This is a genomic window from Variovorax sp. OK605, assembly GCF_900115445.1.
Classification (GTDB): Bacteria; Pseudomonadota; Gammaproteobacteria; order Burkholderiales; family Burkholderiaceae_C; genus Variovorax.
The window spans coordinates 138481-163148 of the sequence record NZ_FOWL01000012.1; the positions used below are offsets into that span (position 1 = coordinate 138481).

Consider the following 24668-nt stretch of genomic DNA (forward strand, 5'->3'; position numbering starts at 1 on the left):
CTCCTTGCTTGCTCGTTTGCTTGCTTGCTCGTTTGCTCGTTTGCTTGCTGCTCAGTCCATCAGCTTCGGAATGGCGGGCACGGCCTGCTCGGGGCCCATGGCGGAATAGCCGCCGTCCACCGCGTAGTCGGCACCGGTCACGAAGCTCGCGTGCTCCGAGCACAGGAACAGCACCACCTGCGCCACCTCGTCGGGGTCGCCGACGCGCCCCAGCAGGTGAAAGGGCGCGGCCACGCGGTCGGTCTTGGCGCGGTCGCCGCCGCTCAGGCGGTCCATCACGGCCGACCAGGTCCAGCCCGGCGACACGCTGTTCACACGAATGCGGTCGCGCGCCAGGTCCATCGCCATGTTGCGCGTGAGCTGCGCCATCGCGGCCTTGCTGACCGGGTAGAGCCAGCGCCCCGTCTGCGCCACGCGCGAAGAAATGCTCGTGAAATTGACCACCGCGCCGCCGCCCGCCGCCACCATGTGCGGATGCACGGCCTGCAGCATTGCCACCGCGCTGGCCACGTTCACGTTGAACGAAGCGAGCCAGTCGGCGCGCGGCGACTTGAAGCCGTCGTCCACGTACGAGCACGCGAGGTTCACCAGGAAGTGCACGCCGCCGTGCTGCGTTGCGGCCTGCGTCACGCAAGCGGCCACCTGCGCGTCGTCGGTGATGTCGGTGTGCACGAAGCGCGCACCGGCGCCGAGCGAATCGGCCAGCGCCTGTCCGTTGGCGGCGTCGATGTCGGCAATGACGACCTTCACGCCGGCCGCGTGCAGCGCGCGCACCACGCCGGCCCCTATCAATGTGGCACCGCCCGTGACGATGGCGCTCCTGCCTTCGAGTCCCTTGAACATGACGCTTGCTCTCCTTGGTGGATCGACCAGGCCGGGCTGGCCTGTGGGGTCGTACGTTAGGAGGTGGAGCGCCGCCGGCGCATCCCGCGCGCGCAGGCGCTGTCCCTGGCGCGCATGTTTTCGACAAGGGGCGATCCGAATTGTGAGCGGGGATGGTTTTTGCTAGGGTCACTGCGCCCCATGGAAACCGCCGCCATCACCGCTGGGCTGCCGTTGCAGCGTTACCGACTGTTCGAGAGCCACGACATGGACGAGGCACGCGAGAGCGTGGCCCGCGTGTTCTGCCCGCACGGCCTGACCATGCTGCGCCCGCGCACCGAGCTCGACGCCTGCCACCACAGCGCGCGGCTGCACCGCGACGTGAGCCTCAACTACGTGCAGTACGGGCCGGGCGTGCAGATCGAGCCGGGCTTCCTGCAGGATTTCTTCCTGTTGCAGATTCCGTTGCGCGGCGGCGCCGACATCCGTTGCGGCGCGCAGCGCATCGAGGCCACGCCGCAGCTCGCCTCGCTGCCGTCGCCGACCGAGCCGCTGTCGATGCGCTGGGCCGACGACAGCCCGCACCTGATCGTGCGGCTGGCCCGCCCGGCGCTGCTGTCGCGGCTCGAGGCGCTGCTGCAGGCGCCCGTGCGCCAGGCGCTGGTGTTCGAACTGGGCGTGCCGCTGGACAACCCCGCGCTGGCGCCGCTGGTGCATTTCATCGACTACCTGCGGCTCACGCTGGACGCCGGCAACGCGCTGCAGGCCGGCAGCCGCCTCGCCGAGCACGCCGAGGAATACCTGATGTCGAGCCTGCTGATGTCGGCCGGCCACAACCACTCGCGCGCGCTGGCGGGCGATGCGCAGCGCGGCCTGCTGCCGCGCGTGGTGCGCAAGGCGCAGGAGTTCATGGCGGCGCACGCGGAGCAGCCGGTGTCGCTGGCCGACGTGTGCCGCGAAGTCGGCTGCAGCGCGCGCGCGCTGCAGCTGGCGTTTCGCCAGCATGCGGACCAGGGGCCGATGGAGTTCCTGCGCGAACTGCGGCTCGACAGGGTGCGCGCCGAGCTGCTGGCGCCGCCGCAAGACCACGGCGGCGTGCGCGAGACGGCGCAGAAGTACGGGTTTCTGCACCTGGGCCACTTTGCGGCGCAATACCGCAGCCGCTTCGGCGAACGGCCCTCCGAGACGCTGGCGCGCGGCACCGTTCGCCGCTGAGCCGCCGGGCCGGACCGGCGGCCTGAACAACACGACTCGAAAGCGCCCGCCCGCGCCTGCACGCTGAGCGACGCGGGCAGCCGCCGCGCAGGAACCCTCGGGTATTCTTGCGCCCTCTCAAGCGCGACGAAGGCAGCTGACATGCACACCGAACAAGGCGGCGAGGGCCCCGACCTGCTTCTCATGCTGCACGGCATGGGCGCGACGGGCGCGGTGTGGTCGCCCATGCTTGCCGAGGCCGGTGCGCGCTGGCATGGACGCTGGCTCGTGCCCGACCTGCCCGGCCACGGCCAGTCCGGGCGGCAGGACTCGTATGCCGTCGGCCAGCACGCGGCCAGCGTGGCTCGCGCCGTGCTGCCGCACATCGATCCTGCAGGCCGCCTGGTGGTGCTCGGGCACTCGCTGGGCGGAGTGGTCGCGCTGGCCCTGGCCACGGGGTGGTTCGGTGTCACGCCGCACCGGGTGTTCGGCGCGGGCATCAAGGTCGCGTGGAGCGACGACGAAGTGCGCCGCATGGAGGCGCTGGCCTCGCAGCCGGGCAAGCGATTCGCGACCGAAGAAGAAGCGTGGGACCGGTACCTGAAGGTCTCTGGCCTGGCCGGCATCGCCTACGCGGGCGCTCCCACAGCCCAGCGCGGCATCGCGCACGGTGCCGAAGGCTGGCGCCTCGCGATGGACCCGCGCGCCAACGCCGTGGGCAAGCCCCCGCTGAGCGAACTGATGACGCTGGCGTGCTGCCCCGTGCATCTGGCCCGCGGACACCACGACGCGATGGTGACGCTGGAGCAGACACGTTCGCTCGACCCCGATGCGCGCGACCTCGGGCCGCACGGCCACAACGTGATGGTCGAGGCGCCCGCGCGGGTCTGGGATTGGGTGGCCGCCTTCGGGTGAGTGGCATGCAGCGCGCCGCCGGGTATCGTTTCACAGAACTCCCTCACGGACTTCACTGCGACTTCACCTGTGTCGCAGACACTGCTTCTCGACAGCGGTTCGGCGCTGGTAGAGGTTGAGGTCAGGGAGAAAAAAACCGCTCAGGGAAACGCCTCGATGCCAACCGCTGTCACTCTTCATTTCATCGGCGTGTTCGATCGCACGCCAGCCAGGAAACAACGCCCGGGCATTCATTTGCCTTAAGCGATGGCACCCGAGCGGTGCAACGTCAAATGACATTCCCGGCTCCAAGAAAATCGGCGCCATGTTTCTTTCTTCGCCCCGCGCCACCGATCGGGCCCAGGCGCTGGCAGCCCGGCTAGGCTGCACCGTCGGCGACTTCGTCGAACCTTATGGCGCGCCCAAGCCCGCGCTGCTGGGCAGCCTCTCGGGGTTCGCGATCACGCTCAAGGAATTCGGCGGCCGCTGGGACCGCACGGACAAGGTGTACTTCTTCGCGAGCTGGCCGATGCTCGAGGCCGCGCTGCAGCACATCGTCGAAGCGCGGGAACGCGCGCGCCCCGGCTGAGGCGGCTACCGGCTCAAAGCGCGTCGCCGTCCGCCAGCGACGGCGCCTGCGCGATGCGCTCGGAGATCACGCGGCAGGCTTCGAGCAAGGGCGCCACGTAGGCCTGCTCGGGGTGCTCCTTCTGGCGGAACACCAGCGTGCTGACGCTGATGGCCGCCACGGGCGCGCCGGTGGCCCCGCGGATCACGGCGCCGAAGCAGAAGATGCCCGCCTCGTTTTCCTCGTTGTCGACCGACCAGCCCCGCGCGCGCGTCTGCTCGATCTGCGCTAGCAGCGCCGCGGGCTCGACCATGGTGTTGCCGGTGTAGCGCGGCATGGGCAGGTCTTTCATCACCGCCTTCAGCGCCTTGTCGTCGAGCGCGGCCATGTAGGCCTTGCCCACGGCGGTGGCGTGCAGCGACACGCTGGTGCCGATGCGCGACGCCATGCGCACGGCGCTGGGGCTTTCGAGCTTCTCGATGTAGACCATGTTCGCGCCGTTGGGCACGGCCAGGTGCACGGTCTCGCCGGTCTGGTCGCGCAGGCGCTTGAGCTCGTCGACGGCGGCCAGGCGCATCTCGGAACGGCCCCAGCTGCGGCTCGCGAGCTGGATCAGCCGCGGGCCCAGCGCGAGCGCGGCGCTGTGCTGGTTCTCCACCAGCAGGCGCTCGGCGATGAGCGCTGCCACGATGCGGTGCACCGTGGGCCGCGGGTAGCCGCTGGCGCGCATGAGCGCGGCCACGTTCACCGGCTCTTCGGCGTCGGCCACCAGTTGCAGCACGTGCATGAACTTGGAGAACGACGCGGTGCCCGCGACCTGTGCTTGCACGGGAGATGGGGCGGGTGAAGAAGACCGGGGAGCGGGCATGAGGCGATCGGGGAAGCCGGCGGCTGCAAGCCGAAGGCTGGAGGCTGGAAGAAGGGCCGGGTCATTATCCATATGCGCTATATGCGCCATACGCGCCATGTGCCGCTTTCGCGCGATCCCCCTGCACGCCCGCTGCCTCCTCAGCTCACCATGTACCCGCCGTCCACCGGCAGGATCACGCCCGTCATGAACGACGCGGCCGGCGTGCACAGGAACACGGCCGCGCGCGCCACGTCGTCGGGCAAGCCCCAGCGGCCCAGCGGCGTGCGCGCGAGGATGGGGCCGGCGCGTGCCGGGTCGTCCTGCAGCGCCTGCGTGAGCGGCGTGGCGATCCAGCCCGGCGCCACGGCGTTCACGCGGATGCCGTCGGCCGCATACGCGATGGCCAGCGACTTGGTGAGCTGCGCCACGCCGCCCTTGCTGGCCGCGTAGCCAGGCACCAGGCCGCCGCCGAAGAAGCTCAGCATCGACGCGGTGTTGACGATGCAGCCCTTGCTTGCCTTCAGCCGTTCGCGCGTGGCGCCGCACACGCGCATGGTGCCCGTGAGGTTCACGGCCAGCACTCTCTCGAACACCTCGATGTCGTGCTCGGCGCCGCGCTGGATGATGCCGGCGCAGTTGAAGACGATGTCGAGCCGCTCGATGTCGGCCAGCGCCGCGTCCACGCTCGGGCCCGATGTGACGTCGGCCTGCCTCGCGTCGATGTTCGCGTCGAGCGTGCCGTCGCCCGGCCCCAGGCCGAGTGCGGTCACCTGCGCGCCGAGCGCGGCCAGGTGATTGGCGATGACGGCACCGATGCCCTGCGTGGCACCGGCGACGAGTGCGCGCTTGCCGTTGAAAAGTCCTGGCTGGTAGGTCATGTCGTGTGTGTGGGGGTGGAGGTCAGTTCTTGATGTCGAGCTTGCCCATCAGCGTCTTGAAGTAGGCGGCGTCCCGTGCCATGACGGCCTTGAACGCCACGTCGTCCGCGTAGGCGAAGCCCAGATTCTGCTTGTCGAGCACGGCGCGGAACGCGGGCTCGTTCGCGGCCTTCCTGCTTATGTCCTTCAGGTACGCGACCACGTCGGGCGGCGTGTTCTTCGGCGCCGCAATGCCGCGCCAGGTGCCCAGCACCAGGTCGATGTTGCGCTCCTTCAGCGTGGGCACTTTCTCGAAACCCTTCACGCGCTGGTCGGCCATGACGGCGAGCATCTTGAACTTGCCGGCCTGCACGTAGGTGGTGACTTCGGCGGGGCTCACGGCCACCGCGTCGATGTGGCCGCCGAGCAGCGCGAGCACCGCGGGGCCCGCGCCCTGGAACGGCAGGTGGTTGAACTTGACGTTGGTCTTGTCCTCGAGCGCGGCCGCGGCCAGGTGCCAGATGGAGCCGTTGCCCGCGTTGCCGACGCTGATCTTGCCGCTGTCCTTCTTGGCGGCGGCCAGGAACTCCTCGATGGTGTTCCACGGCGCGTCGGCGCGCACGGTGATGGCGGCCTGGTCGGCGTTGAGCTGCGCGATCGGCGTCATGTCGTTGTAGGTGAACTTGGCCAGCCCCATGTTGGGCAGCGTGGTGACCTCGACCGTGACCACCGCCAGGCGGTAGCCGTCGGGCTTGGCGTTGATCACGTCCTGCCAGCCGATGGCACCGCTCGCGCCGGGCTTGTTCACGATGACCACGCTCTGCGGCATGTGCTTCTGCGAGGCCTCGGCGAAGGCGCGCGCGAGCGCGTCGGTGCCGCCGCCCGGCTGGAAGGGCACGATCAGCTCGATCGGGTGGTTGGGAAAGTCGCGCGCCTGGGCAGAGGCTTGCGTCGTGACGCCGAGCGCCGCGGCGGGCAGCAGGGCGAGTGCCGCAAGGCGGCGCAGGTCAAGGGTGAATCGCATCATGGGGTTTGTCTCCGTCGGTTTGATCGGTCTGAAAAAGAAGGGCCTGGCGCGCGGTCGCCCAGGCCGGTGGCACACGGTGAAATCAGCAGGTGGCCCGCCCTCCCGACAGGTCGAACACCGCGCCGGTGTTGAAGCTGCACGAACCCGAGCACAGCCACGCCACCATCTCGGCGACCTCGCTGCTCTCGCCCAGGCGCTGCATGGGGCTCTTGTCGACCATGGCCTGCACGTGCGCCGGCGACATCTGCGCCAGGATGGGCGTGCGCACCGCGGCCGGCGCAATGGCGTTGACCAGGATGCCGGTGGTCGCCAGCTCCTTGCCCAGCGACTTGGTGAGCGCCAGCACGCCGGCCTTGGCCGCGCTGTAGGCCGACGCGTTGGGCGTGCCCTCCTTGCCGGCCAGCGAGGCGATGTTGACGATGCGGCCCGCGCCTGTTCCCGCCCTCGCACCCGCATTCGCATTCGCGGCCCGCAGGTGCGGCACCACGGCGCGGCACACGTTGAAGGTGCCGACCAGGTTCACGTCGACGATGCGGCGCCACACGGCCGGGTCGTAGGCCTCCAGCGGCAGGGTCGGGCCCGCGAAGCCGGCGCTGTTGACCACGAAGTCGATGCGGCCGAAGCGCGCGGCCACCGCCTGCGCGGCGCGCTCCACGCCCGCCAGGTCGGTCACGTCGACCTGCCAGGCGTCGTCGCCCGCGGGCGGCGCCATGTCCCACACCGCCACCCGCGCGCCGCTCGCGCGCAGGTGCCGCGCCACCTCGGCGCCGATGCCGCTCGCGCCGCCCGTGACCACCGCCACGGCACCGGCGAAGTCGTAGCGCGCGCTGGCGTAGCCCACGCTCATCGGATGAACTGCTTGGTGAAGTCCGCGCCCAGGCCCACGGCCTCGAAGTGCTTGCGGCACATGTCGATCTTGGTGAACACGTCCTCGTAGCCCATGCCCTTGCCCCACGGGTCGGTGTAGTACATGACACCGTTGACCTGGAAGTACGTGATCATTTCTTCCACGTCCTCGGGCACGTACAGCGTGTGCGTCTCGCCCGGGGGCTCGAACACGTAGCTGCCCTCGGTGGCTTCCCAGTCGTGCTCGAGGTAGCGCCAGCGCCCCTTCAGCACGAAGCCGTGCACCGCCTGCGGATGGCGGTGGCGGCTCAGCACGCCCGACTTGCGCACGCGCAGCAGGTTCATCCAGTAGCCCTGGCTGGCGTTCAGGCACAGCGGGCGGAACCACACGTTGTCGGCCTGCGGCACCCACAGGCGCTCGTCCTGCGGAATCGCGTGCTGGACCACGATCTCGGGCAGTGCGTCCGGCGGGTTCGGGTACTGGTAGGGCGTTTTCGGGTTCGGGTCCGAATCATCGAGGGGCATGGTGTTTGTCCATATTGTGGATGTACGTCCATATTGTAGACAGCCACTTCAAAAACCAGCCCTTGCGTTAACCCTGATGAACGAATCAACAGGGTTCTCCATGAAATCTCCCAGATTGGCCGCGACCATCGACCTCGCCCGTTTGGTTCCTCCGGCGGGCACTCCCTCCACAGGCCCTTTGCGAGATCGGGGCCATTGAGCCCGCCTTGTGCGGGCTCTTTTTTTGGCCGAGCGCGACTCAACTGCCCCCGTTGCCCAGCCGCCACCGGGCCGCCGCGGCGAGCGAAAATGACTTCTTGACCCCGCCTCAAGATCGAGATCGCCCCATGACAGACGCAGACACCAGGCCCGCCCGCCGCACCGCGCGCGGCAGCAAGTCGGAGAAAACCGTCGAGAGCCTGCTGGCGAACGCGCGCGCCGTGTTCGCGGACAAGGGCTTCGAGCGCGCCACCACGCTGGAGATCGCGCAGCGCGCGGGCGTGTCCGAGGCCACGGTGTTCACCTACTTCGGCAGCAAGCGCGAGCTGTGCATCGAGGTGGTAAGGCGCTGGTACGACGAGATTTCGGGCGAGGTCGAGCGCGAGTTGCCGCTGCGCGCGGGCCTGCGCCAGCAGCTGCAGTTCGCGGTGCACCGCCACCTCACCAACCTCATGGGCGAAGGCGCTGGCATCTGCGCGCTGGTGCTGAGCGAGGGGCGCACCGCCGACCGCGCCTTCGCCGACGTCATTGCCGACCTGAAGCGGCGCTACACCGCACCGCTGATGCGCGCGCTCGAGGCGGGCCGCAAGGCCGGCGAAGTGCGCGACGACGTGCCGCTCAGGCTGTTGCGCGACATGGTCTACGGCTCGATGGAGCACGTGCTGTGGGACGGCATCGAGTCCGGCCGCAAGCCCGACATCGAACGCACCGCCGGGCACCTGTGCGACCTGCTGTGGAGCAGCCTGGCACCGCCCGACACGTCGCTGCAGGCGCTGGCCGAATTCAAGTCGCAGGTGAGCGGCGCGCTGCGGCGGCTCGAGAAGAACAGCGGCCCATAGCCATGGCGGCGAACGGCGGCCCGCAAGCGCGCCCGCGGCGCAGAATCGGCCTCGTTGCCCTCACCGAGGGTGTCGAGGACGTCATGAAGATCCCGGCGATGGTTTGCGCTTCAGGTGGCTCGGAGGGGGCCGGTGGCTCAAGTGGCGCAGGTTGTCCGGCCGGCGCGGGGCCCTCTGCATCATGACCACCAACGTGCCCGCGCGCGTGCTGCCGGTGATCGTGTTCTCGCAGTTCGCGGGCACCTCGCTGTGGTTCGCCGCCAATGCCGTCATGCCCGACCTGCAGCTGGCCTGGGCACTCGCGCCGTCGTCGGTCGGCACGCTCACCTCGGCGGTGCAGGTCGGCTTTGTGGCGGGAACACTGGTGTTCGCGCTGCTCACCATCGCCGACCGCTACCGCCCCACGCGCCTGTTCCTCGTGTGCGCCGCGGCCGGCGCCGTGGCCAATGCGGTGGCGGCGTTCTTGCCGACCGGCGCGTGGGCCGCCTTGCTGGCGTCGCGCTTCGCCGTGGGCTTTCTGCTGGCGGGCGTGTACCCGATCGGCATGCGCATTGCTGCGAGCTGGTACCGCGAAGGTTTGGGCGCGGCCATGGGCATGCTGATCGGCGCGCTGGTGCTGGGCACGGCCTTGCCCTACGGCCTGCGCGCGGTCGGCTGGGGGGACGGCGGCGGCGGGCCTTCGCTGTCGTGGCGCGGCGTGCTGCTGGGGGTGTCGCTGCTGGCGCTGGCCGGCGGGCTGGCGACGGCGCTGCTGGTGCCCGATGCGCCGCGCAGCGCGGGCGCGGTCCAGAAGATCAACCCGCGCGGGCTCGGCGCCATCTGGAGCGACCGCCGCGTGCGCGCGTCGGTCTTCGGCTACTTCGGCCACATGTGGGAGCTCTACACCTTCTACGTGCTGGTGCCGTTCATCCTCGCCACGCGCCTGGCGGCATCGGCCGTCAGCGCGACGGCGTTCTGGGTCATCGCGAGCGGCGTGCTCGGCTGCGTGGGCGGCGGCCTGCTGGCGCGGCGCATGGGCAGCGCGCGCGTCGCCGGCACCCAGCTGGCCTTGAGCGGCGCCTGCGGCCTGGCGGCGCCCTGGCTGCTGCATGCGCCGGCGCCGGTGTTCGCGGCGTGGCTGCTGCTGTGGGGCGTCACGGTGGTGGGCGATTCGCCGCAGTTCTCCACCCTCACCGCGCGCAACGCGCCGCCGCAGCTGGTGGGCAGCGTGCTGACCTTTGCCAACTGCATCGGCTTCGGCATCACGGTGCTGAGCATCGAGCTGTTCGTGCGCGGCACCCGGGTGCTGCCGCTGGAAGTGCTGCTGCCGGGGCTGGCGGCAGGGCCGGCCATCGGGCTTTGGATGCTGCGGCCGCTATTGGCGACCGACGCCGAGAAGCCTCCGCGCGCCTGATGTGCCTTATGCGCTTGTTGCGCTTGATGCGCGGGATGTGCCGGATGTGCCTCAGGGCGCTTCCATGCCCTTCTGCGCCAGCACCGCGCGCGCCTCGGCGCTGCCCAGCAGCGCGAGGAAGGCCTGCGCGGCCTGCGCATCGCGCGCCGCCGCGCCCACGGCGCCGGCGTACACGGTGTAGTTCTGCACCTCGGCCGGAATGGGGCCGACCAGCGTGGCGCCCGGCACGGCCAGGATCTCGCTGACCTGGTGCACCGCCAGGTCGGCCTCGCCACTGACCACGCGCTGCGCCACCAGCCCGCCGGGCACCAGCACGGCCTTGGCCTGAATTTGCGGGGCAATGCCCATCTTCACGAACAGCTGCGACAGGTACACGCCGCTGGAGCCGCCCGCCGCGGGGTCGATGTAGGCGACCGCGCGCGCGTCGAGCAGCGCCTGCTTGAACGCCGCCACGCTGGAGATATCCGGGGCCGTCGCACCTTGCTTCACCGCCACGCCGATGGCCACGCGCGCCAGCCGCGCCGACGAGCCCGCGGCCACCTTGCCAGAAGCGGCGAGCTGCTCGATGGCGGCCGGCGTCAGCACCACCAGGTCGAAGGCCTCGCCGCCGCCGATGCGCTTTTGCAGCGCGCCGGCGGTGTCGTTGTCGATGCTGAGCTTGTGGCCGGTGCGCTGCTCGAACACGGGCGCCAGCGCCACCACCACGGGCTTGAAGGCGCCGGCGGTCAGCACCTTCAGGTCGGCGGCCAGGGCGCCGGTGCACAGGGTCAGGAGCGCGAGGGCAAGGGTGAGTTTTTTCATGGGTGGGGCGCAGTTGGAGCGCGATTGTCGACGCCTGGCGGGACGAGTCAATCGCATGCTGTAGCAGCACCGGCCTTCATTTTTTTTCGTGAGTTATGCTCACAAATCATCCATATACCAAACTTGTCATAGCCATTTTTACTGAGCATCGCTCATTTTCATCCAACCCATGCAATCGACCGAAACCATTCCCACCCCGCCCTCCCGCTGCGTGATCGTGATCGACGCCGCGCTTTCGCCCGGCCGCGCGGCCAACGCCGCGGCCGTCATCGCGCTCACCGTCGGGGCGCGCCACCCCGGCCTGGTCGGCGAGCCGCTGGTGGACGCCGCCGGCTTCGCGCACCCGGGCCTCATTCCCATCGGCATTGCCGTGCTGTCGGCCGGGCAGGACGAGCTCAACGCGCTGCGCGCCCGCGCGCTGGACGCGGGCTGCGACGTGGTCGACTTTCCGGTGCAGGGCCAGCAGACCACCAATTACGCCGCCTTCCGCGACGTGGTGGCCACCGTGGCGCCCGAGGAGCTGCGCTACGTCGGCCTGGCGCTGGTCGGCGAGAAGAAACCCATCGGCAAGATCGTTGCAAACCTCGGCCTGCTGAAATGACCCTGCCGCGCGGCATCGACTAAGCTTTGCCGCCATGCAGTCCACGCGAAACAAGCAAAGGAAGAGATGGCTGTGCGCGGCCATCCTCACGATGGCGTGCCTCCACAGCGCGGCGGCCGACGAAGAGTCGGTGCGCGAGCTGGCCGAGGCCTCCCAGGTCATGCTCAACGACCTGGCCAGCCAGGTGATCGACCTGCGCGCCATGGCCGACCGCAAGGCCTTCGACACGGTCACCAAGACGCTCGAAAAGCAGGCCGGGCAATGGCCCGTTGAAACGGATGCCACCGAAAAGTACCGGCCGTGCAAGCACGCGCTCGAGCGCGCGCTGCAGCTGGCGCGGCTCACGCACGCCAAGGCCACCGCCACCAAGGCCGCACCACCGCCCGACGAGAAGGAGTGGCTCGGCGAGCACGCGAAGCTCACCGACCGGCGCGCCGTGTGCGAGCGCGTGCTGCGGCATCCGCTGGTCCGCGCGTCCTGAGGCGCGGCCCTCCCGTTCTTCCTGCCCTTTCTGCCGTTTCTGCCCTCCGCTGTTCAACTTCCTGGAGCACGCATGTCGTCTTCGTCCCCGGCCGCCCACCCGCACTACGACCGCCTGATTGCCGCGGCGCGCGCACTGCCGCCGCTGCGCGTGGCGGTGGTGCACCCCGTGAACGACGTGTCGCTCGAGGCGGTGCTGTCCTCGGTGCGGCTGGGCCTGGTGGCGCCGGTGCTCATCGGCCCGCGCGCGCGCATCGAGGCGGCGGCGCAATCCATCGGCGCCGACATCTCGGACTTCGAGATCGTCGATGCGCCGCACAGCCACGCCGCGGCCGACGCGGCGGTGGCCATGGCGCTGCGCGGCGAGGTCGACGCGCTGATGAAGGGCAGCCTGCACACCGACGAGCTCATGGGCGCGGTGGTGCGCCGCGAAGGCGGCCTGCGCACCTCGCGGCGCATCAGCCACTGCTTCGTGATGGACGTGCCGGGCCACGGGCAGCCGCTGATCATTTCGGACGCGGCAATCAACATCGCGCCCACGCTGGAGGAGAAGGTCGACATCGTGCAGAACGCGATCGACCTCGCGCATGCGCTGCAGATGCCGGCCGTGCGCGTGGCGCTGCTGTCGGCCACCGAAACGGTCAACGCCAAGGTGCCCTCCACGCTGGACGCGGCCGTGCTGTGCAAGATGGCCGACCGCGGCCAGATCACCGGCGCGCAGCTCGACGGCCCGCTGGCCATGGACAACGCCATCGACCCCGAGGCCGCGCGCATCAAGGGCATCGTGTCGCCGGTGGCGGGCCGCGCCAACGTGCTGATCGTGCCCGACCTCGACGCGGGCAACATGCTCGCGAAGAGCCTCACCTTCCTGGGTGGCGCCTATGCCGCGGGCATCGTGCTGGGCACCAAGGTGCCGGTGATCCTGACGAGCCGCGCCGATTCGGAATCGGCACGGCTCGCCTCCTGCGCGGTGGCCTCGATGCTCGCGAAGGCGGGGCGCGAGCGGCTCATCAAGGCCGTGGGCTGACCTCGAGGACCTCGCAGGACCTTGCGGCTCAGTCCTGCAGGCAGAGGTACTTGAGCTCCAGGTAGTCCTCGATGCCATGGCGCGAACCCTCGCGGCCCAGGCCCGACTGCTTCACGCCGCCGAAGGGGGCGACCTCGTTGGAGATCAGGCCGGTGTTGATGCCGACCATGCCCGTTTCCAGCTGCTCGCCCACGCGCCAGATGCGGCGGCGGTCTTCGGTGAACACATAGGCCGCGAGGCCGAACACCGTGTCGTTGGCCATCGCGATGGCTTCTTCTTCGGTGTCGAAGCGGAACAGCGGCGCGAGCGGGCCGAAGGTTTCCTCGCGCGCCACGCGCATGGCCTGCGTCACGCCGGTGAGCACCGTCGGCTCGAAGAAGGTGCCGCCCATCGCATGCGGCTTGCCGCCGGTGCGCAGCGCGGCGCCTTGCGTGAGTGCGTCGTCGATGTGCTCGCGCACCTTGGCCACGGCGCGTGCATCGATCAGCGGGCCTTGCACCACGCCGGCTTCCAGCCCGTTGCCCACGCGCATGGCTCCCACTGCCTCCACCAGCCGCTGCGACAGCGCGTCGTAGATGCCCGACTGCACGTAGATGCGGTTGGCGCACACGCAGGTCTGCCCGGCGTTGCGGAACTTGGAGGCAATGATGCCCTCGACCGCGCGCTCGAGGTCGGCGTCGTCGAACACGATCAGCGGCGCATTGCCACCGAGCTCGAGCGACAGCTTCTTGATGGTGGGTGCGCATTGCTGCATCAGCAGGCGGCCCACGCCGGTGGAGCCGGTGAAGCTGAGCTTGCGCACGGTGTCGCTCTCGCACAGCGCGGCGCCGATGGCCGGCGCGTCGCCGGTCACGATCTGCAGCACGCCCGGCGGCAGGCCGGCCTCGAGCCCCAGCACGCCGAGCGCAAAGGCGCTCAGCGGCGTGAGCTCGGCCGGCTTCACGACGATGGTGCAGCCCGCGGCCAGCGCGGGGCCGACCTTGCGCGTGATCATCGCGGCCGGGAAGTTCCACGGCGTGATGGCGGCGCACACGCCAATGGGCTGCTTGAGCACCACGATGTGCTGCCCGCCGCGCTGCGGCTGCAGCACCTCGCCGTCGACGCGCTTGGCTTCCTCGGCGAACCACTCGATGAATGAGGCGGCATAGGCGATTTCGCCGCGCGCCTCGGCCAGCGGCTTGCCCTGCTCCAGCGTCATGAGTCGGCCCAGGTCGTCCTGGTGCGCGAGCATCAGGTCGGCCCAGCGGCGCAGCACCTGGGCGCGTTCGCGCGCGGTGCGCGCACGCCATGCAGGCAGCGCGGCGGCGGCACCGGCAATGGCGCGCTCGGTCTCGGCGCGGCCCATGCGGGGCACGTCGGCGATGTGCTTGCCGGTGGCCGGGTCGGTCACGGCGAGCGTGGCGCCGCTGTCGGCGGCGGTCCATTCGCCGTCGATGAGGCAGGCGGGCTGCAGCAGGTCGGGGCGCTTCAGGCCCAGGGGGTTGGCGGTCGTGCTCATGCCTTCAGCGCTCCACCGATGATGTCGAGCGCGCGGTCGAACAGCGCGTCGGGAATGGTCAGCGGGTACAGGAAGCGGATCACGTTGCCGTACATGCCGCAGCTCAACAGCAGCAGGCCCTGTTCCATCGCCTTGGCCTGCACGCGCTTCACGGCTTCCGCGTCGGGTGCGCCGGTGGCCGGATCGCACAGCTCGATGGCGACCATCGAGCCCTGCGCGCGCACTTCGGCGATGGCCTTGTTCGACTCCTTCGCGTCGAGCAGGCGCGACACCAGGCGCGAGCCCAGCTCGGCGGCGCGGTCGCACAGCTTCTCGTCGGCGATCACGTCGAGCACCGCGTGCGCGGAGGCCACGGCCAGCGGGTTGCCGGCATAGGTGCCGCCCAGGCCGCCCGGCGCGGGCGCGTCCATGATGTCCGCGCGCCCGGCCACCGCGGAAAGCGGCATGCCGCCCGCGAGGCTCTTGGCCATGGTGATCAGGTCGGGCTCCACGCCGTGGTGCTGCATGGAGAACAGCTTGCCGGTGCGCGCGAAGCCGCTTTGCACCTCGTCGGCGATGAGCACGATGCCGTGCTCATCGCACAGCGCGCGCAGGCCCTGCATCAGCTCGGTGGGCGCCACGTTGAAGCCGCCCTCGCCCTGCACCGGCTCGATGACGATCGCGGCCACGCGCCGGGGCTCGATGTCGGTCTTGAACAGGCGCGCCAGCGCGGCCAGCGAATCCGCCGCGCTCACGCCCTGCAGCGTGCTGGGAAACGGCACATGGAACACGTCGGCCGGGAACGGACCGAAGCCCAGCTTGTACGGCGCCACCTTGCCGGTCATGGCCAGCGTCATGAGCGTGCGGCCATGAAAGCCGCCGCCGAACGCGATGACGCCGGCGCGGCCGGTGTGGGCGCGTGCGATCTTCACGGCGTTTTCGAGCGCCTCGGCGCCGGTGGTGAAGAAGGCCGTCTTCACCGGGCCCGAAATGGGCACCAGCGCGTTCAGGCGCTCGGCCAGCGAGATCACGCTTTCGTACGGAACGATCTGGTAGGCCGTGTGCGTGAAGTGGGCCAGCTGCTGCTCGATGGCGGCGACCAGGCGCGGATGGCGGTGGCCGGTGTTGAGCACGGCGATGCCGGCGGCAAAGTCGATGTACTCGCGGCCTTCCACGTCCCACAGGCTCGCGTTCTCGGCGCGCTGGGCATGGAAGTCGCACATCACGCCCACGCCGCGCGGGGTGGCGGCGAGGCGGCGGGTCTTGAGTTCGCTGTTGGTGGTCATGGAAGGTCCGGGTTGCAAAGGAAGAGAGAGGAGAAGGAGATGAGGGTGGAGATCGCTCGAAAGATCTGATTGAATCGGCTATTGGCCCCATCGAAAAGATCCAATTTCGCTCCGATGCATGGGGCCAATTGAGAAAACCGCATGAAATCCATCTGTGCCGACCTGGTGCTGCAGCGCCTTGCCCCCAAAGCCGATGCCGCCGATGCCGCCGGCGCCGCGCTCAACCGCCAGCTCTACGACTGCCTGCGCGAGGCCATCCTCGACGGCAGCCTGCCGCCCTCGAGCCCCCTGCCCGCCTCGCGCGACCTGGCGCGCGAGACCGCCATGTCGCGCAACACCGTGCTGCACGCCTACGCGCAACTGCAGGCCGAGGGCTATGTGCATTCGCGCGTGGGCAGCGGCACCTTCGTGGCCGCGACCACGCCCGAGAGCCAGTTGAGCGCCGGCCGCGCGCGCGCCGCCGCGCCCGAGGCGCCCGGCACGGTGCGGCTGGCCAAGCGCGCGCAGGCACTGGTGGCCGACGCCTCCGCCGCGCCGCGGCAATGGGGTGCCTTCATGCCCGGCGTGCCCGACGTCACGCAGTTTCCGCACCGCACCTTCGGGCGCATCGTGTCGCGGCTGTGGCGCGCGCCCACGCCCGACCTGCTGACCTACTCGCACGGCGGCGGCCACCCGGCCCTGCGCGAGGCCATTGCCGAGCACCTGCGCGTGGCGCGCGCCGTGCGCTGCGACGCCGACCAGGTACTGGTGACCGAAGGCGTGCACCAGGCCATCGACCTGTCGCTGCGCATGCTGGCCGACCCGCGCGACACCGTGTGGGTGGAAGAGCCCGGCTACTGGGGCTTTCACAAGGTGCTGCAGATGGACGGCACGCGCGTGCGCGCGCTGAAGGTGGAGGTGGGCGACGACAGCCCCAAGGCCGGCTGGCCGCGCGGCGGTACGCCGCCGCGGCTGATCTTCGTGACGCCCTCGCACCAGTACCCGCTGGGCGCGGTGATGAGCCTGGCGCGGCGGCGCGCGCTGCTCGACCATGCGCGCGCCTCGGGCGGCTGGATCTTCGAGGACGACTACGACAGCGAATTCCGCTTCGCGGGCCGCCCCATTCCGTCGATGCAGGGGCTGGAGCCCGACAGCCCCGTGATCTACGTCGGCACCTTCAGCAAGACCCTGTTTCCCGGTCTGCGCGTGGGCTACATGGTGCTGCCGCGCGCGCTGGCCGCGCCGTTTCGCACCGCGCATGCCGACCTGTACCGCGAGGGCCATGCGCTCACGCAGGTGGCGCTGGCCGAGCTGATCGACCAGGGCCACTACGCGGCGCACATCCGCCGCATGCGCGTGCTGTACGCGCGGCGGCGCGCGCTGCTGGCGGGGTTGATTGCCACGCACCTGGGGCCGGCGTACCTGCATCCGCAGGCCAGCAACGCCGGCTTGCACCTGGTGCTGCAGCTGCCCGAAGGCAGCGACGACGTGGCGATTTCAAGTGACGCCGAAGCGCACGGCGTGCTCACGCGGCCGCTGTCGCGCTACTACCGGCGCGCCGGCGCGCAACGCGGGCTGCTGCTGGGCTATGCGTGCGTGCAGGAGACCGACATCGAGCCGGCGTTCCGCGTGCTGCTGGCTTGCCTGCAGCGCGCGCGGGCGGCTTGACGAGGCCTGGCGAAGACGGCAACGCGGCGCAACGCGAAAGCTGCAATTGTTGGCGCCTGTAGAGACTTCGTGCCGCACGAAGCGGCTACCGCGCCGGGCTCTTCTTTAAAGTGAATGCCCCGTCACTCACAACCCCCACAAGGGAACAAGGAAGGCGCTACACACACAGCCACTGAATGTTCGAAGGCTGCTTGCCTCGCGGCAGGTTGTCGGTGCGAAAGCAGCGATGCGAATGCGAGGTATCAAAGGCGACGGCCGGGGTGCGGAAACACCCCGGCCGTCTGACCAAAGACGTGCAATCACCTCTAAGGAGCGCACAAAAATGGCTACCAAGACTATAGCCCGGCCTCGCACGCCGGTACCCCCCGGCGGGACCGCCCAGGACCCGACGGATCTTCTGGAAGACACCCTCGCCCAACTCGAAGCCCTGCTGTGGGTCTGCCACGGCGAAGACACCGACTGGTGCAGCGGTGAAGGGCCTCGGCAACTGGACAACCTGCTTTGGCTTGCGGCCAAGCTGGCGCGGGAAGCCGGAGAGCTGTTCCAGTTGAGCGAGAAGGCGCGAAACAACAACGCGCCGGAGACCGGCGGCTAGCAGCCGGTCTGGCGGGCTGCGGGTTTCGCGGCTCGCCTATTGAACGATGTCGGATTCATGTGAGGGCGTGACAGGCCGGGGGCGTGGCGCCAAGTGGATGTTCAGGTGGGCTGGGGAGGTTTGGAAGACGGGGGGCAGGTCGGCGGTGCGCTCCGTAGCGGACCCCGGGCTCTCTCGAAAGCGGCCGTTCGATGAAGGTCCGGATCAGAGCTCGACGTACAGCCGCTTCGGGCCCGTTGCTGTCATTGATCGTGCTTCAAAGCGGTCACAAAAGGGAAAGCTGAAACAGGTCCAAATGAAACGTTGATGCCATGGTGGTACCGGTCTGCAGCCGAAGGCGCTTGTTTCAGCTACCGGACACTATCGAATTTTTTGCGTGGCCCACAAGCTGGGTTATTCGTGTCAATTGGTTGCTCGACAAAATTCATCTCCAGTGCCACCTGCCGATTAAAAGCACGCCCCTCAGCTGTTGCATTGCTCCGCCAAGGCTGTTCGTCGGAGCCGTTCGCAATGGCGATGTAGTCATAGACAGCAGGTGAGGCCATCAACCACGCCCTCACTGCCAAAGCACGGCCCATCGCAAGATTGCCCGGATTCCGCTCTCCCTTCGCGGCGTGCGCGGATAGGTTCAAATACCTAACTCTGCCGCCATGAAGTGCGCAAACGAGCCGCTCGAGTTCGATCACGGAATCCCGCTCAAGCACCGCGCTGTTTTCTTTAAACCAAATTGTTGATTCCATGTGCAAGGGGTAGTCCGCAAACGCGACGGTGCTTACCAACATGAATGCGAGGACCGTTGCTAGGCGAACGGTAGTTGGCAGCACGGCCAAGGAGTTGAGGGGCTTCATTCGACTGATTTCCTTGTTTTGAAACCTCAACTGCCTATGAAACAACCGATGCTCGGTGAAGTTGATAGGTGGCTATTGCTTTCCATACGCCATCCTGTTTGTAGAGCGCATAGACATACGTGAATGCCGAGTTGTTAACGATCGGATAACCCGCTGGGTAACCGGATTTGACCTGAAACGTGACGATCGCGTTCGCGGAGTTCAGGAGCGCAACGTCTTCGACAACAGCGCTAATGACGGGGGGAGAATAGGTCATTCGCTTAGCCAATATGGGCTGATGCGATTTTTCAGCAGCTTCAACTAGCTCTTTCCTAACCGATCCGTCGGCAGGTTGCTTTCGGGCGTTCGCAATCTGTTGATCAATGAACATCTGTGCGCTCTGCATTTCCAAAAATAACGCTGCCGTCATCAGCCCGGACGGTCCCTTGGCACTCTCTTCTGCCGGCCAACTCATTCGAGGAACGGTCCCGCACGCAGCAACTGCCAAGATCATGAACGCCGCCAAACCTATTTTTAAAGTTAGCTCCCTAGCTCCGGCGTACAGTGAAGGCTCATTTTGTCTAGACATCATTGAGATAGCTACTATTAGGTTGTGTGCGAGGCCCGGCGAGCGACCGATCTTGGCCGAGTGTCGCCGGTCGCTTCAGTGTTGCGAAGGTGCCCATTCAACAGCCTGAGATTCGACAAGTCGGCGCCGGACCAATCGGCCACCCGCAATTTTCAGCGAACAGCGCTTTCGGCGGAATCTCCGATGAATCGCCGAATTATTTCTTCATCTGCTAATGGCATGGGTAGCCGAGTAGTGCCAAAAATCCGTCTACGCTCTTCTCCGTATCTGATGATGACGCCTTCGTTCGCGAATACTACCCATTCTTTGTGGAGATACGCGGAGTAATCATTGCTAGGCACCGGTCCCTGCAACCTGATGACGCTTGAAAACTTGATCTGTTCCGGCATCGCGTTCTTCAGTATTCGCCTAATTCTCAAAAATCCATTGAGAGAGCGATTCCCCTTTCCATTATCCGTATCAAAGTCCACATTAAATTCGTTCATCGGCACAAGCTTATGGCTGTGGCCTCGAAAGACGAATTGATCAAACGTGCCTACCAAGATTAACGCGGCGCCTCTGACGTCATCTTCTAGGGTGGGAGGCGATGGCGCTGGTTGTGTAAGAGCGTGGGCCAGACCATCCACGCCAATCAATCCAACGGCAACGCTGGACAAGATAAAAAAATCTCTTCGTTTGATTGATGGGTTCATGAAACACCCCTTACGCCCCGAGGCAGCATCTGTTCCGCACAAATCGTTGCGGCTAAATTCGTCGCTGCCCGCAACGCGTCCGTCAAACTGCAGGAAATTACAAGGAATACCACGCTTTCTCCTGGTGTGATTTGGGCGGGAATGGTGGACTGCCCGGTTGTGGCCGGGTTCGGTCAAATCGCAGAGGCGGCGGCTTCAACCCAAACAATCTCGTCGGGGTGGTGCTGGCCGATGGTATCGAGCGCGTCCTCCAGGACCGGCTGTTCTCGCGCTCCAAGTGCATACGAGAAGCGCGTTAGGCCTTTCCCCTTCAGCCCGGCGAAGTCCTGCTCGGAGACTGCATCAGCACCACACCAAATCGCAGTGCCCGAACCTGCGGCCTCCCGCAGTGCATCTTTCAGACCGCTAGGGGTGATTGCAAGGAAGACCACGCTTGCTCCTGTTGTGATGTTGCGGGATGACTGAGTGACCGGTTTTGGCCGACTGTAGCCTGTCACAGGCCCGGTGCAACGGGCCCAAAGTGGTCTCCGCTCATGCTGCGAAGTGGACGTTGTACTCAAGTACAAAGACAAAGCTGCTTCTGGGTGAGCTGGCGCAGCTTCTAGATTGGTAACAGAGCAAGGCTATAGTGGGTTGCCAAACTTCTTCAATTCTCTGGGCCCATCAATGGACTTGATTTCATGGACCGCGGCGGCCTACATCCTGCTGCTTCCTTCAAGCTATCAGCTGGTAGATCAGAAGGTCGAACATACCCCCTTCCCAGGGACCTCTGTAGCAACTGTCGAGACTCATTGCACCTGGACGGACGAGCGAGGACGCATCGTGGCATTTTCTTGGTGGAAGCCAATGCCCGCATATCCGGGCGGGCAGATGGTCCCTGAAATGCAAATGAGCGGTTGGTGGGCCAATGAACCTGCGGTGTTCGTCCAAACGAAGGTTTTCGATGGAGTGGAGCAACGCGTTTCTGTCGCGTTTCAAAAAAATCCGCGTCTCGATGCAGATGCTCGCATCTTTGCAACCAGCTTGGATGTCGCTGAACTACAGCGATTGTTGAATGCGGCGACGGTGCGTGACCTCACTTCGGACCAAGCCGCAAGGGCCGGGTGTGAGGCTTTGGGACCGACCTAGAAGATGTCTTCAAACGTCTGCAATTGGCGGCTGTAGCCTTTCCCGTACACCGCAGCGTAGCCTTCGGCTGTTCACCACAGGTCGAGTCGGTCGAACTGAAACTCGACTACATCCGCAGCCGGTAGGTCACCGAAATCGAGGACGAAACCGAAAACTCTGACAAGCCCAGCGGTTCGGTCGACAACTCTGCCGCATCCGCGGTATCCGAACTGCCCGTACTGCCCGTACTGCCCGTACTGCTCAAGTCGCTCAGCGCTGAGCCGAATCTTTTCGTCTGCAGGCCAATCCTCAAGATATGGAGCGCGCAGCTCGGTAACCCCGGAAGGGCGCAGCAGATTCGGGACGAGCTGGCCGGCGACATAAGCGCATGGGTGGCAGAAGGCGACCACCGTGCTCTGTTCGCTGGAGAGCGTTACATCGGCCTCTTCGTCGTCTGCAGAAGGCCGTTCAATGCGGTCGATGGTGAGGTGCTTCAGCTGCATGTTCAGGAATTAGAGATGCGCTGCGAATGTCTGGTTATGGCCGACTGTAGCCGGTCGCAAAGGGCCCAAAGCGGCCATACGTCGAGCTCCGAAGCGGGCAGAAAGTCAGTGTCGAGACCTGAGTACTAGCCAGTGCACCAGCAGTGTCAAAGCGGACGTGATACCGAAGCCTTGGACAAAGGTGATGGCGTCCGAGTACCACCATGCGCTTAGGAGCCCACAGTCAAGGCAGGCAAAGCCAAAGGGAAGGAACAGAAGAGCTCGTAGGGCCCCTACCAGCGTGGCGCCGCCGACAATGCCCATTGTGGTGACGAAGAAAATAGCCTGCCACGTCACGCGCTTTCGGAGGCGCCAAAGCGCAACGACAGTAACCGGGATCAAGAAGCTTCCGAAAGGGAGAATTCTGAACTGAAGGATTTCCTCTATCGACATGCCAGTTATGTTTTAGTTCAGCGGGCGGGAGATTGGAAGGTCCGAAAGTGGCCGAAGGCGGCGCTACACCGCATCGGAATCTAAGGCACCGCCTCCCAGCACCGCACGATGCGTTTCGGGCGACACCAGAATCTGGCTGCCAATGGGCACATTGGCCTTCTCAACGTCGACAAGCGATACGACGACGCGCCAGGTCCGTTCCCGCTGTGCAGACGTCGGGGTGTTGCCGAAGTTGAAGTGCGCCATGTTGAGCTGGGCTTGAGCCTTGAATTCGCTTCCGCCAGGCGCGACAACAAGGACCTTTTCCGATAGGTTCTTCCAGCCATCTTGCACAGGGAAATCCGGCGCCAAGGTTAGGCCGATGCCGGAGAGCTGGAAGCGCTCTGCAACCGTCAGCAACACGATTCGTTTCACGCGATTGGACTCCTGCTTGGAATGACCGTTCCTGGCCGATAACTGTAATGGAGGAGAGCCTCACAGCAATCGTCCCCATTGCGGCAGAGAATGGCATCCTCACGTTCCGAAAACACCCCACCAAAGCCCCCGCGTCGGATCGGGTGTGGGTTCCAGCCGTGAGTAGCTACACGGATCGGCCGAAAGCCGGACTTCAATCGGCGCGGCCTGACGAAAGGTCAGGAATGCGTCACTCGCTTCCACCTGTTGCACGAACTCATTGAGTGAGGTATCCGACCAACTCACAAACGCCTGACCGACCCCATAGGTTTGGTGTCGGTTTAAATACTGAATTCCCGTCATATCCAGCGTGTACTGCAAGCGCAGAGACAGTCGTAGAGCGGGCCACCGGCCTGCCGACGCATCTTCTGGCAGGAGGCGAAAAAGGCGATTGATCGCGACTTCAAAACGAACGCCCCTATCTGCCGTCCCAAGATGCGCATCGAATGTGACTCCTTCGCCTTCAGGGGTCAAAACCGAGTATTTATCAATCGACTCGCGGTGATATTCCAGTACCGCAGGCCACGCGTCGCATAGCTTTAAGGACTTGAGCAGCAGGCCGTGCTTCCGTAGGAATGCTCGGAAGTCCTTCTCTGCCTGTAATGGCGAAGCAGCTTTCGGCTCTGTTTTCATCGGTCCTCTATCGTGTTGTAAGTCGACTTCCTGCAAATCTTGCCGCAGCGGTGAGTGACCGGTTCTGGCCGGCAGTCGTCATCGGTTCGTGGTGCGTAGCGCTCGTCCAATCACCACCAGCAGTGCTCCGAGCGCAGTGAGCGCTGCGGCCATGATCCAACCGTTCTCGGCCGGCGCCACGCGGTAGTAATGATGCTGTCCACCGAAAAGATTGAATGGCAGCACAACGCCAACCAGTAGCAACAATACGATACCAACGCCGGCAAGAACATAGCCTGCTTTTTCAAGCCATGTGCGGAGCGCCTGCGTCACCCTGTTCGACGTGTTTCGCATGAAGTGAGGTCTTGAATGTCCGGGTATGGCCGACTGTAGCCGCTGCCTAGTTGGCAGCACAGGGCCCTTTGGAGACAATCGACGTTCTCTCCTGAATGTCTGCCATGCAGAACAGCGGCCGCTGGCAAACCTGCCAGCGGCCGGATGCTATGAAGGTCATTGCTGCCATGACGACCTCCATTCCGCGGCGGGAACATAGGGCGCGGTCTGCCGCGGCCTTGTCGTGGCCGGGCAGCCACTTCGACCCTTGGATCCGTGCGGTTGGAATTCCCATTCTTTTCGCATCCTGGCGTTTTTCAGGCTCGGGACCAACATCTAAAAAAGCCAAAGCAACCACCGGTGATCTCAGCGCTCGATCCGTGGGCTCGTTCGGCTCTGCCAGTCAATGATCGAAATTGAGAGCATGAAAAAAGAATCGCGCGAGCGAGCCTGTTTCATGCACCGCTCGCCGACTTAGCGCGAGCAGACCTTGGTACCTTTGGGCAGCGGGCAGCTGCAATCGCCCTTGGCGGAGCCCTCGGCCTTGCAGTAGGCGTCATGCTTCTCTTTCTTGGCAGCGCCTTTGGCTGCCCCCGCAGCGGCCTCGGCATTTGCCGCGTCCTTTTTGTCCTTGAAGCCTTTATTGACCGCATCCACACGACGTTGCTCAGTGGCAGCCTCCGCGTTCTTCATCGCGTCGTAATTCATAACGATGTTGATCATCTGACCCGCGGCGGCGTCCTTCGCCAACTTCTTGTCCAGGTAGCCCTGGGCTTCGGAGCGCGACTCACCCACGTAAGCCGCTGCCGCGTCTCTGGTGTCGATCTCCTTCTTTTGGCACTCCTTGGTGGAGGGGCCCGCCTCGATCGCGCGGGAGAACGCGAAGCGCGCGTTGTCCTTGGAATCCTCCTTGCCATTGCCCTCGGTGATGGCGATGAATTCGATAATCTTCCCGTCATAACCCTGAGGTCCCAAGCACTGCGCGGTCACCATGTACCAGCGGTTGTCCGCCATGGCCGCGCTCGAACAAAAAGCAAGTGACAGCAGGAAGACGGACTTCAAATTTTTCAACTTCATACGGAGTCTTTCAAAGAGTTACTAGGCATTCAATCGTACTCAAACCACAGGACCAAAGAAACTGACCCAAACAGCCGGCGTGCACACAGCACGCTGCCGATCACTTCAGCACAAGC

General features: G+C 66.2%; 29 protein-coding genes. 11 read left to right on the top strand and 18 right to left on the bottom strand.

Features of this window, described 5'->3' with window-relative positions; translation table 11 throughout:
• Positions 1-51: 51 nt before the first annotated feature.
• Complete coding sequence (locus BM013_RS28240; protein WP_093131264.1) at positions 52-843, bottom strand: SDR family oxidoreductase; 792 nt, start codon at positions 841-843, stop codon at positions 52-54.
• Between the two features lie 195 nt (positions 844-1038).
• Here BM013_RS28240 and BM013_RS28245 point away from each other — a divergent pair, with 195 nt between their 5' ends.
• The 3 genes from BM013_RS28245 to BM013_RS28255 all read left to right on the top strand — a co-directional run bounded on the left by BM013_RS28245 (position 1039) and on the right by BM013_RS28255 (position 3499).
• Entirely contained in the window at positions 1039-2037 is a 999-nt protein-coding gene (locus tag BM013_RS28245) for an AraC family transcriptional regulator (RefSeq protein WP_093131397.1), read from the top strand.
• A gap of 141 nt (positions 2038-2178) precedes the next feature.
• On the top strand, positions 2179-2931 hold the full coding sequence (locus BM013_RS28250; RefSeq protein WP_093131266.1) for an alpha/beta fold hydrolase: 753 nt from the start codon (positions 2179-2181) through the stop codon (positions 2929-2931).
• 304 nt (positions 2932-3235) lie between these two features.
• Positions 3236-3499, top strand: a complete 264-nt coding sequence (locus tag BM013_RS28255; protein WP_093131268.1) for a hypothetical protein — start codon at positions 3236-3238, stop codon at positions 3497-3499.
• A 13-nt stretch (positions 3500-3512) separates the two neighbouring features.
• Here BM013_RS28255 and BM013_RS28260 read toward each other — a convergent pair whose 3' ends face one another.
• The 5 genes from BM013_RS28260 to BM013_RS28280 form a co-directional block, all read right to left on the bottom strand.
• The gene (locus BM013_RS28260) at positions 3513-4346 is read right to left on the bottom strand and encodes an IclR family transcriptional regulator (RefSeq protein WP_093131270.1); all 834 of its coding nucleotides are present in this window, start codon (positions 4344-4346) and stop codon (positions 3513-3515) included.
• Positions 4347-4486: 140 nt separating this feature from the next.
• Entirely contained in the window at positions 4487-5206 is a 720-nt protein-coding gene (locus BM013_RS28265; protein ID WP_093131271.1) for an SDR family NAD(P)-dependent oxidoreductase, read from the bottom strand.
• A gap of 22 nt (positions 5207-5228) precedes the next feature.
• Positions 5229-6209: a tripartite tricarboxylate transporter substrate binding protein gene (locus tag BM013_RS28270; protein ID WP_093131399.1), complete on the bottom strand. Its 981-nt coding sequence runs from the start codon at positions 6207-6209 to the stop codon at positions 5229-5231.
• A gap of 85 nt (positions 6210-6294) precedes the next feature.
• The gene (locus tag BM013_RS28275; protein ID WP_093131401.1) at positions 6295-7053 is read right to left on the bottom strand and encodes an SDR family NAD(P)-dependent oxidoreductase; all 759 of its coding nucleotides are present in this window, start codon (positions 7051-7053) and stop codon (positions 6295-6297) included.
• 2 nt (positions 7054-7055) lie between these two features.
• Positions 7056-7583 carry a 2,4'-dihydroxyacetophenone dioxygenase family protein gene (locus tag BM013_RS28280; RefSeq protein ID WP_093131273.1) on the bottom strand — a complete coding sequence of 176 codons (528 nt, stop codon included), beginning with the start codon at positions 7581-7583 and terminating at the stop codon, positions 7056-7058.
• Between the two features lie 326 nt (positions 7584-7909).
• Here BM013_RS28280 and BM013_RS28285 point away from each other — a divergent pair, with 326 nt between their 5' ends.
• On the top strand, positions 7910-8620 hold the full coding sequence (locus BM013_RS28285; RefSeq protein ID WP_093131275.1) for a TetR/AcrR family transcriptional regulator: 711 nt from the start codon (positions 7910-7912) through the stop codon (positions 8618-8620).
• Between the two features lie 181 nt (positions 8621-8801).
• Entirely contained in the window at positions 8802-10013 is a 1212-nt protein-coding gene (locus BM013_RS28290) for an MFS transporter (RefSeq protein WP_093131277.1), read from the top strand.
• A 51-nt stretch (positions 10014-10064) separates the two neighbouring features.
• On the opposite strand, the gene BM013_RS28295 is transcribed toward BM013_RS28290, so the two are convergent.
• Positions 10065-10814 (bottom strand): substrate-binding domain-containing protein, encoded by a 750-nt coding sequence (locus BM013_RS28295; protein ID WP_177225588.1) that lies wholly within the window; start codon positions 10812-10814, stop codon positions 10065-10067.
• 169 nt (positions 10815-10983) lie between these two features.
• On the opposite strand from BM013_RS28295, the gene BM013_RS28300 reads away from it, so the two are divergent.
• From BM013_RS28300 to BM013_RS28310, 3 genes are all read left to right on the top strand, one after another.
• On the top strand, positions 10984-11415 hold the full coding sequence (locus BM013_RS28300) for a DUF2000 domain-containing protein (RefSeq protein WP_093131281.1): 432 nt from the start codon (positions 10984-10986) through the stop codon (positions 11413-11415).
• 34 nt (positions 11416-11449) lie between these two features.
• The gene (locus BM013_RS28305) at positions 11450-11896 is read left to right on the top strand and encodes a hypothetical protein (RefSeq protein ID WP_093221513.1); all 447 of its coding nucleotides are present in this window, start codon (positions 11450-11452) and stop codon (positions 11894-11896) included.
• A gap of 72 nt (positions 11897-11968) precedes the next feature.
• Positions 11969-12922 carry a phosphate acetyltransferase gene (locus BM013_RS28310; protein WP_093131285.1) on the top strand — a complete coding sequence of 318 codons (954 nt, stop codon included), beginning with the start codon at positions 11969-11971 and terminating at the stop codon, positions 12920-12922.
• Between the two features lie 28 nt (positions 12923-12950).
• On the opposite strand, the gene BM013_RS28315 is transcribed toward BM013_RS28310, so the two are convergent.
• Positions 12951-14420, bottom strand: a complete 1470-nt coding sequence (locus tag BM013_RS28315) for an NAD-dependent succinate-semialdehyde dehydrogenase (protein WP_093131287.1) — start codon at positions 14418-14420, stop codon at positions 12951-12953.
• Entirely contained in the window at positions 14417-15685 is a 1269-nt protein-coding gene (locus tag BM013_RS28320; protein ID WP_093131289.1) for a 4-aminobutyrate--2-oxoglutarate transaminase, read from the bottom strand. The genes BM013_RS28315 and BM013_RS28320 overlap by 4 nt, the downstream gene beginning before the upstream one ends.
• Before the next feature lie 141 nt (positions 15686-15826).
• On the opposite strand from BM013_RS28320, the gene BM013_RS28325 reads away from it, so the two are divergent.
• On the top strand, positions 15827-17332 hold the full coding sequence (locus BM013_RS28325; RefSeq protein ID WP_093131291.1) for a MocR-like pyridoxine biosynthesis transcription factor PdxR: 1506 nt from the start codon (positions 15827-15829) through the stop codon (positions 17330-17332).
• Positions 17333-17654: 322 nt separating this feature from the next.
• A complete protein-coding gene (locus BM013_RS28330) occupies positions 17655-17927 on the top strand; it encodes a hypothetical protein (RefSeq protein WP_093131293.1) in 273 nt (90 codons plus the stop codon).
• Positions 17928-18277: 350 nt separating this feature from the next.
• Here BM013_RS28330 and BM013_RS40730 read toward each other — a convergent pair whose 3' ends face one another.
• The 4 genes from BM013_RS40730 to BM013_RS28335 form a co-directional block, all read right to left on the bottom strand.
• Positions 18278-18775: an OmpA family protein gene (locus BM013_RS40730; RefSeq protein ID WP_143098377.1), complete on the bottom strand. Its 498-nt coding sequence runs from the start codon at positions 18773-18775 to the stop codon at positions 18278-18280.
• Positions 18776-18809: 34 nt separating this feature from the next.
• A complete protein-coding gene (locus BM013_RS40735) occupies positions 18810-19268 on the bottom strand; it encodes a hypothetical protein (protein ID WP_143098378.1) in 459 nt (152 codons plus the stop codon).
• 227 nt (positions 19269-19495) lie between these two features.
• Positions 19496-20035, bottom strand: a complete 540-nt coding sequence (locus BM013_RS40740; protein ID WP_143098379.1) for a hypothetical protein — start codon at positions 20033-20035, stop codon at positions 19496-19498.
• A 173-nt stretch (positions 20036-20208) separates the two neighbouring features.
• Complete coding sequence (locus tag BM013_RS28335) at positions 20209-20466, bottom strand: hypothetical protein (protein WP_093131295.1); 258 nt, start codon at positions 20464-20466, stop codon at positions 20209-20211.
• 235 nt (positions 20467-20701) lie between these two features.
• Between BM013_RS28335 and BM013_RS40745 the strand changes: the two genes are divergently transcribed.
• Positions 20702-21163 (top strand): hypothetical protein, encoded by a 462-nt coding sequence (locus BM013_RS40745; RefSeq protein WP_143098380.1) that lies wholly within the window; start codon positions 20702-20704, stop codon positions 21161-21163.
• 71 nt (positions 21164-21234) lie between these two features.
• Here BM013_RS40745 and BM013_RS28340 read toward each other — a convergent pair whose 3' ends face one another.
• The 5 genes from BM013_RS28340 to BM013_RS28355 all read right to left on the bottom strand — a co-directional run bounded on the left by BM013_RS28340 (position 21235) and on the right by BM013_RS28355 (position 24552).
• The gene (locus tag BM013_RS28340) at positions 21235-21645 is read right to left on the bottom strand and encodes a hypothetical protein (RefSeq protein WP_093131297.1); all 411 of its coding nucleotides are present in this window, start codon (positions 21643-21645) and stop codon (positions 21235-21237) included.
• Between the two features lie 495 nt (positions 21646-22140).
• A complete protein-coding gene (locus tag BM013_RS28350; RefSeq protein ID WP_143098381.1) occupies positions 22141-22491 on the bottom strand; it encodes a hypothetical protein in 351 nt (116 codons plus the stop codon).
• Positions 22492-22590: 99 nt separating this feature from the next.
• A complete protein-coding gene (locus tag BM013_RS40750; protein ID WP_143098382.1) occupies positions 22591-23163 on the bottom strand; it encodes a hypothetical protein in 573 nt (190 codons plus the stop codon).
• A gap of 78 nt (positions 23164-23241) precedes the next feature.
• On the bottom strand, positions 23242-23496 hold the full coding sequence (locus BM013_RS40755; protein WP_143098383.1) for a hypothetical protein: 255 nt from the start codon (positions 23494-23496) through the stop codon (positions 23242-23244).
• Between the two features lie 453 nt (positions 23497-23949).
• On the bottom strand, positions 23950-24552 hold the full coding sequence (locus BM013_RS28355) for a hypothetical protein (RefSeq protein ID WP_093131303.1): 603 nt from the start codon (positions 24550-24552) through the stop codon (positions 23950-23952).
• Positions 24553-24668 lie beyond the last annotated feature (116 nt).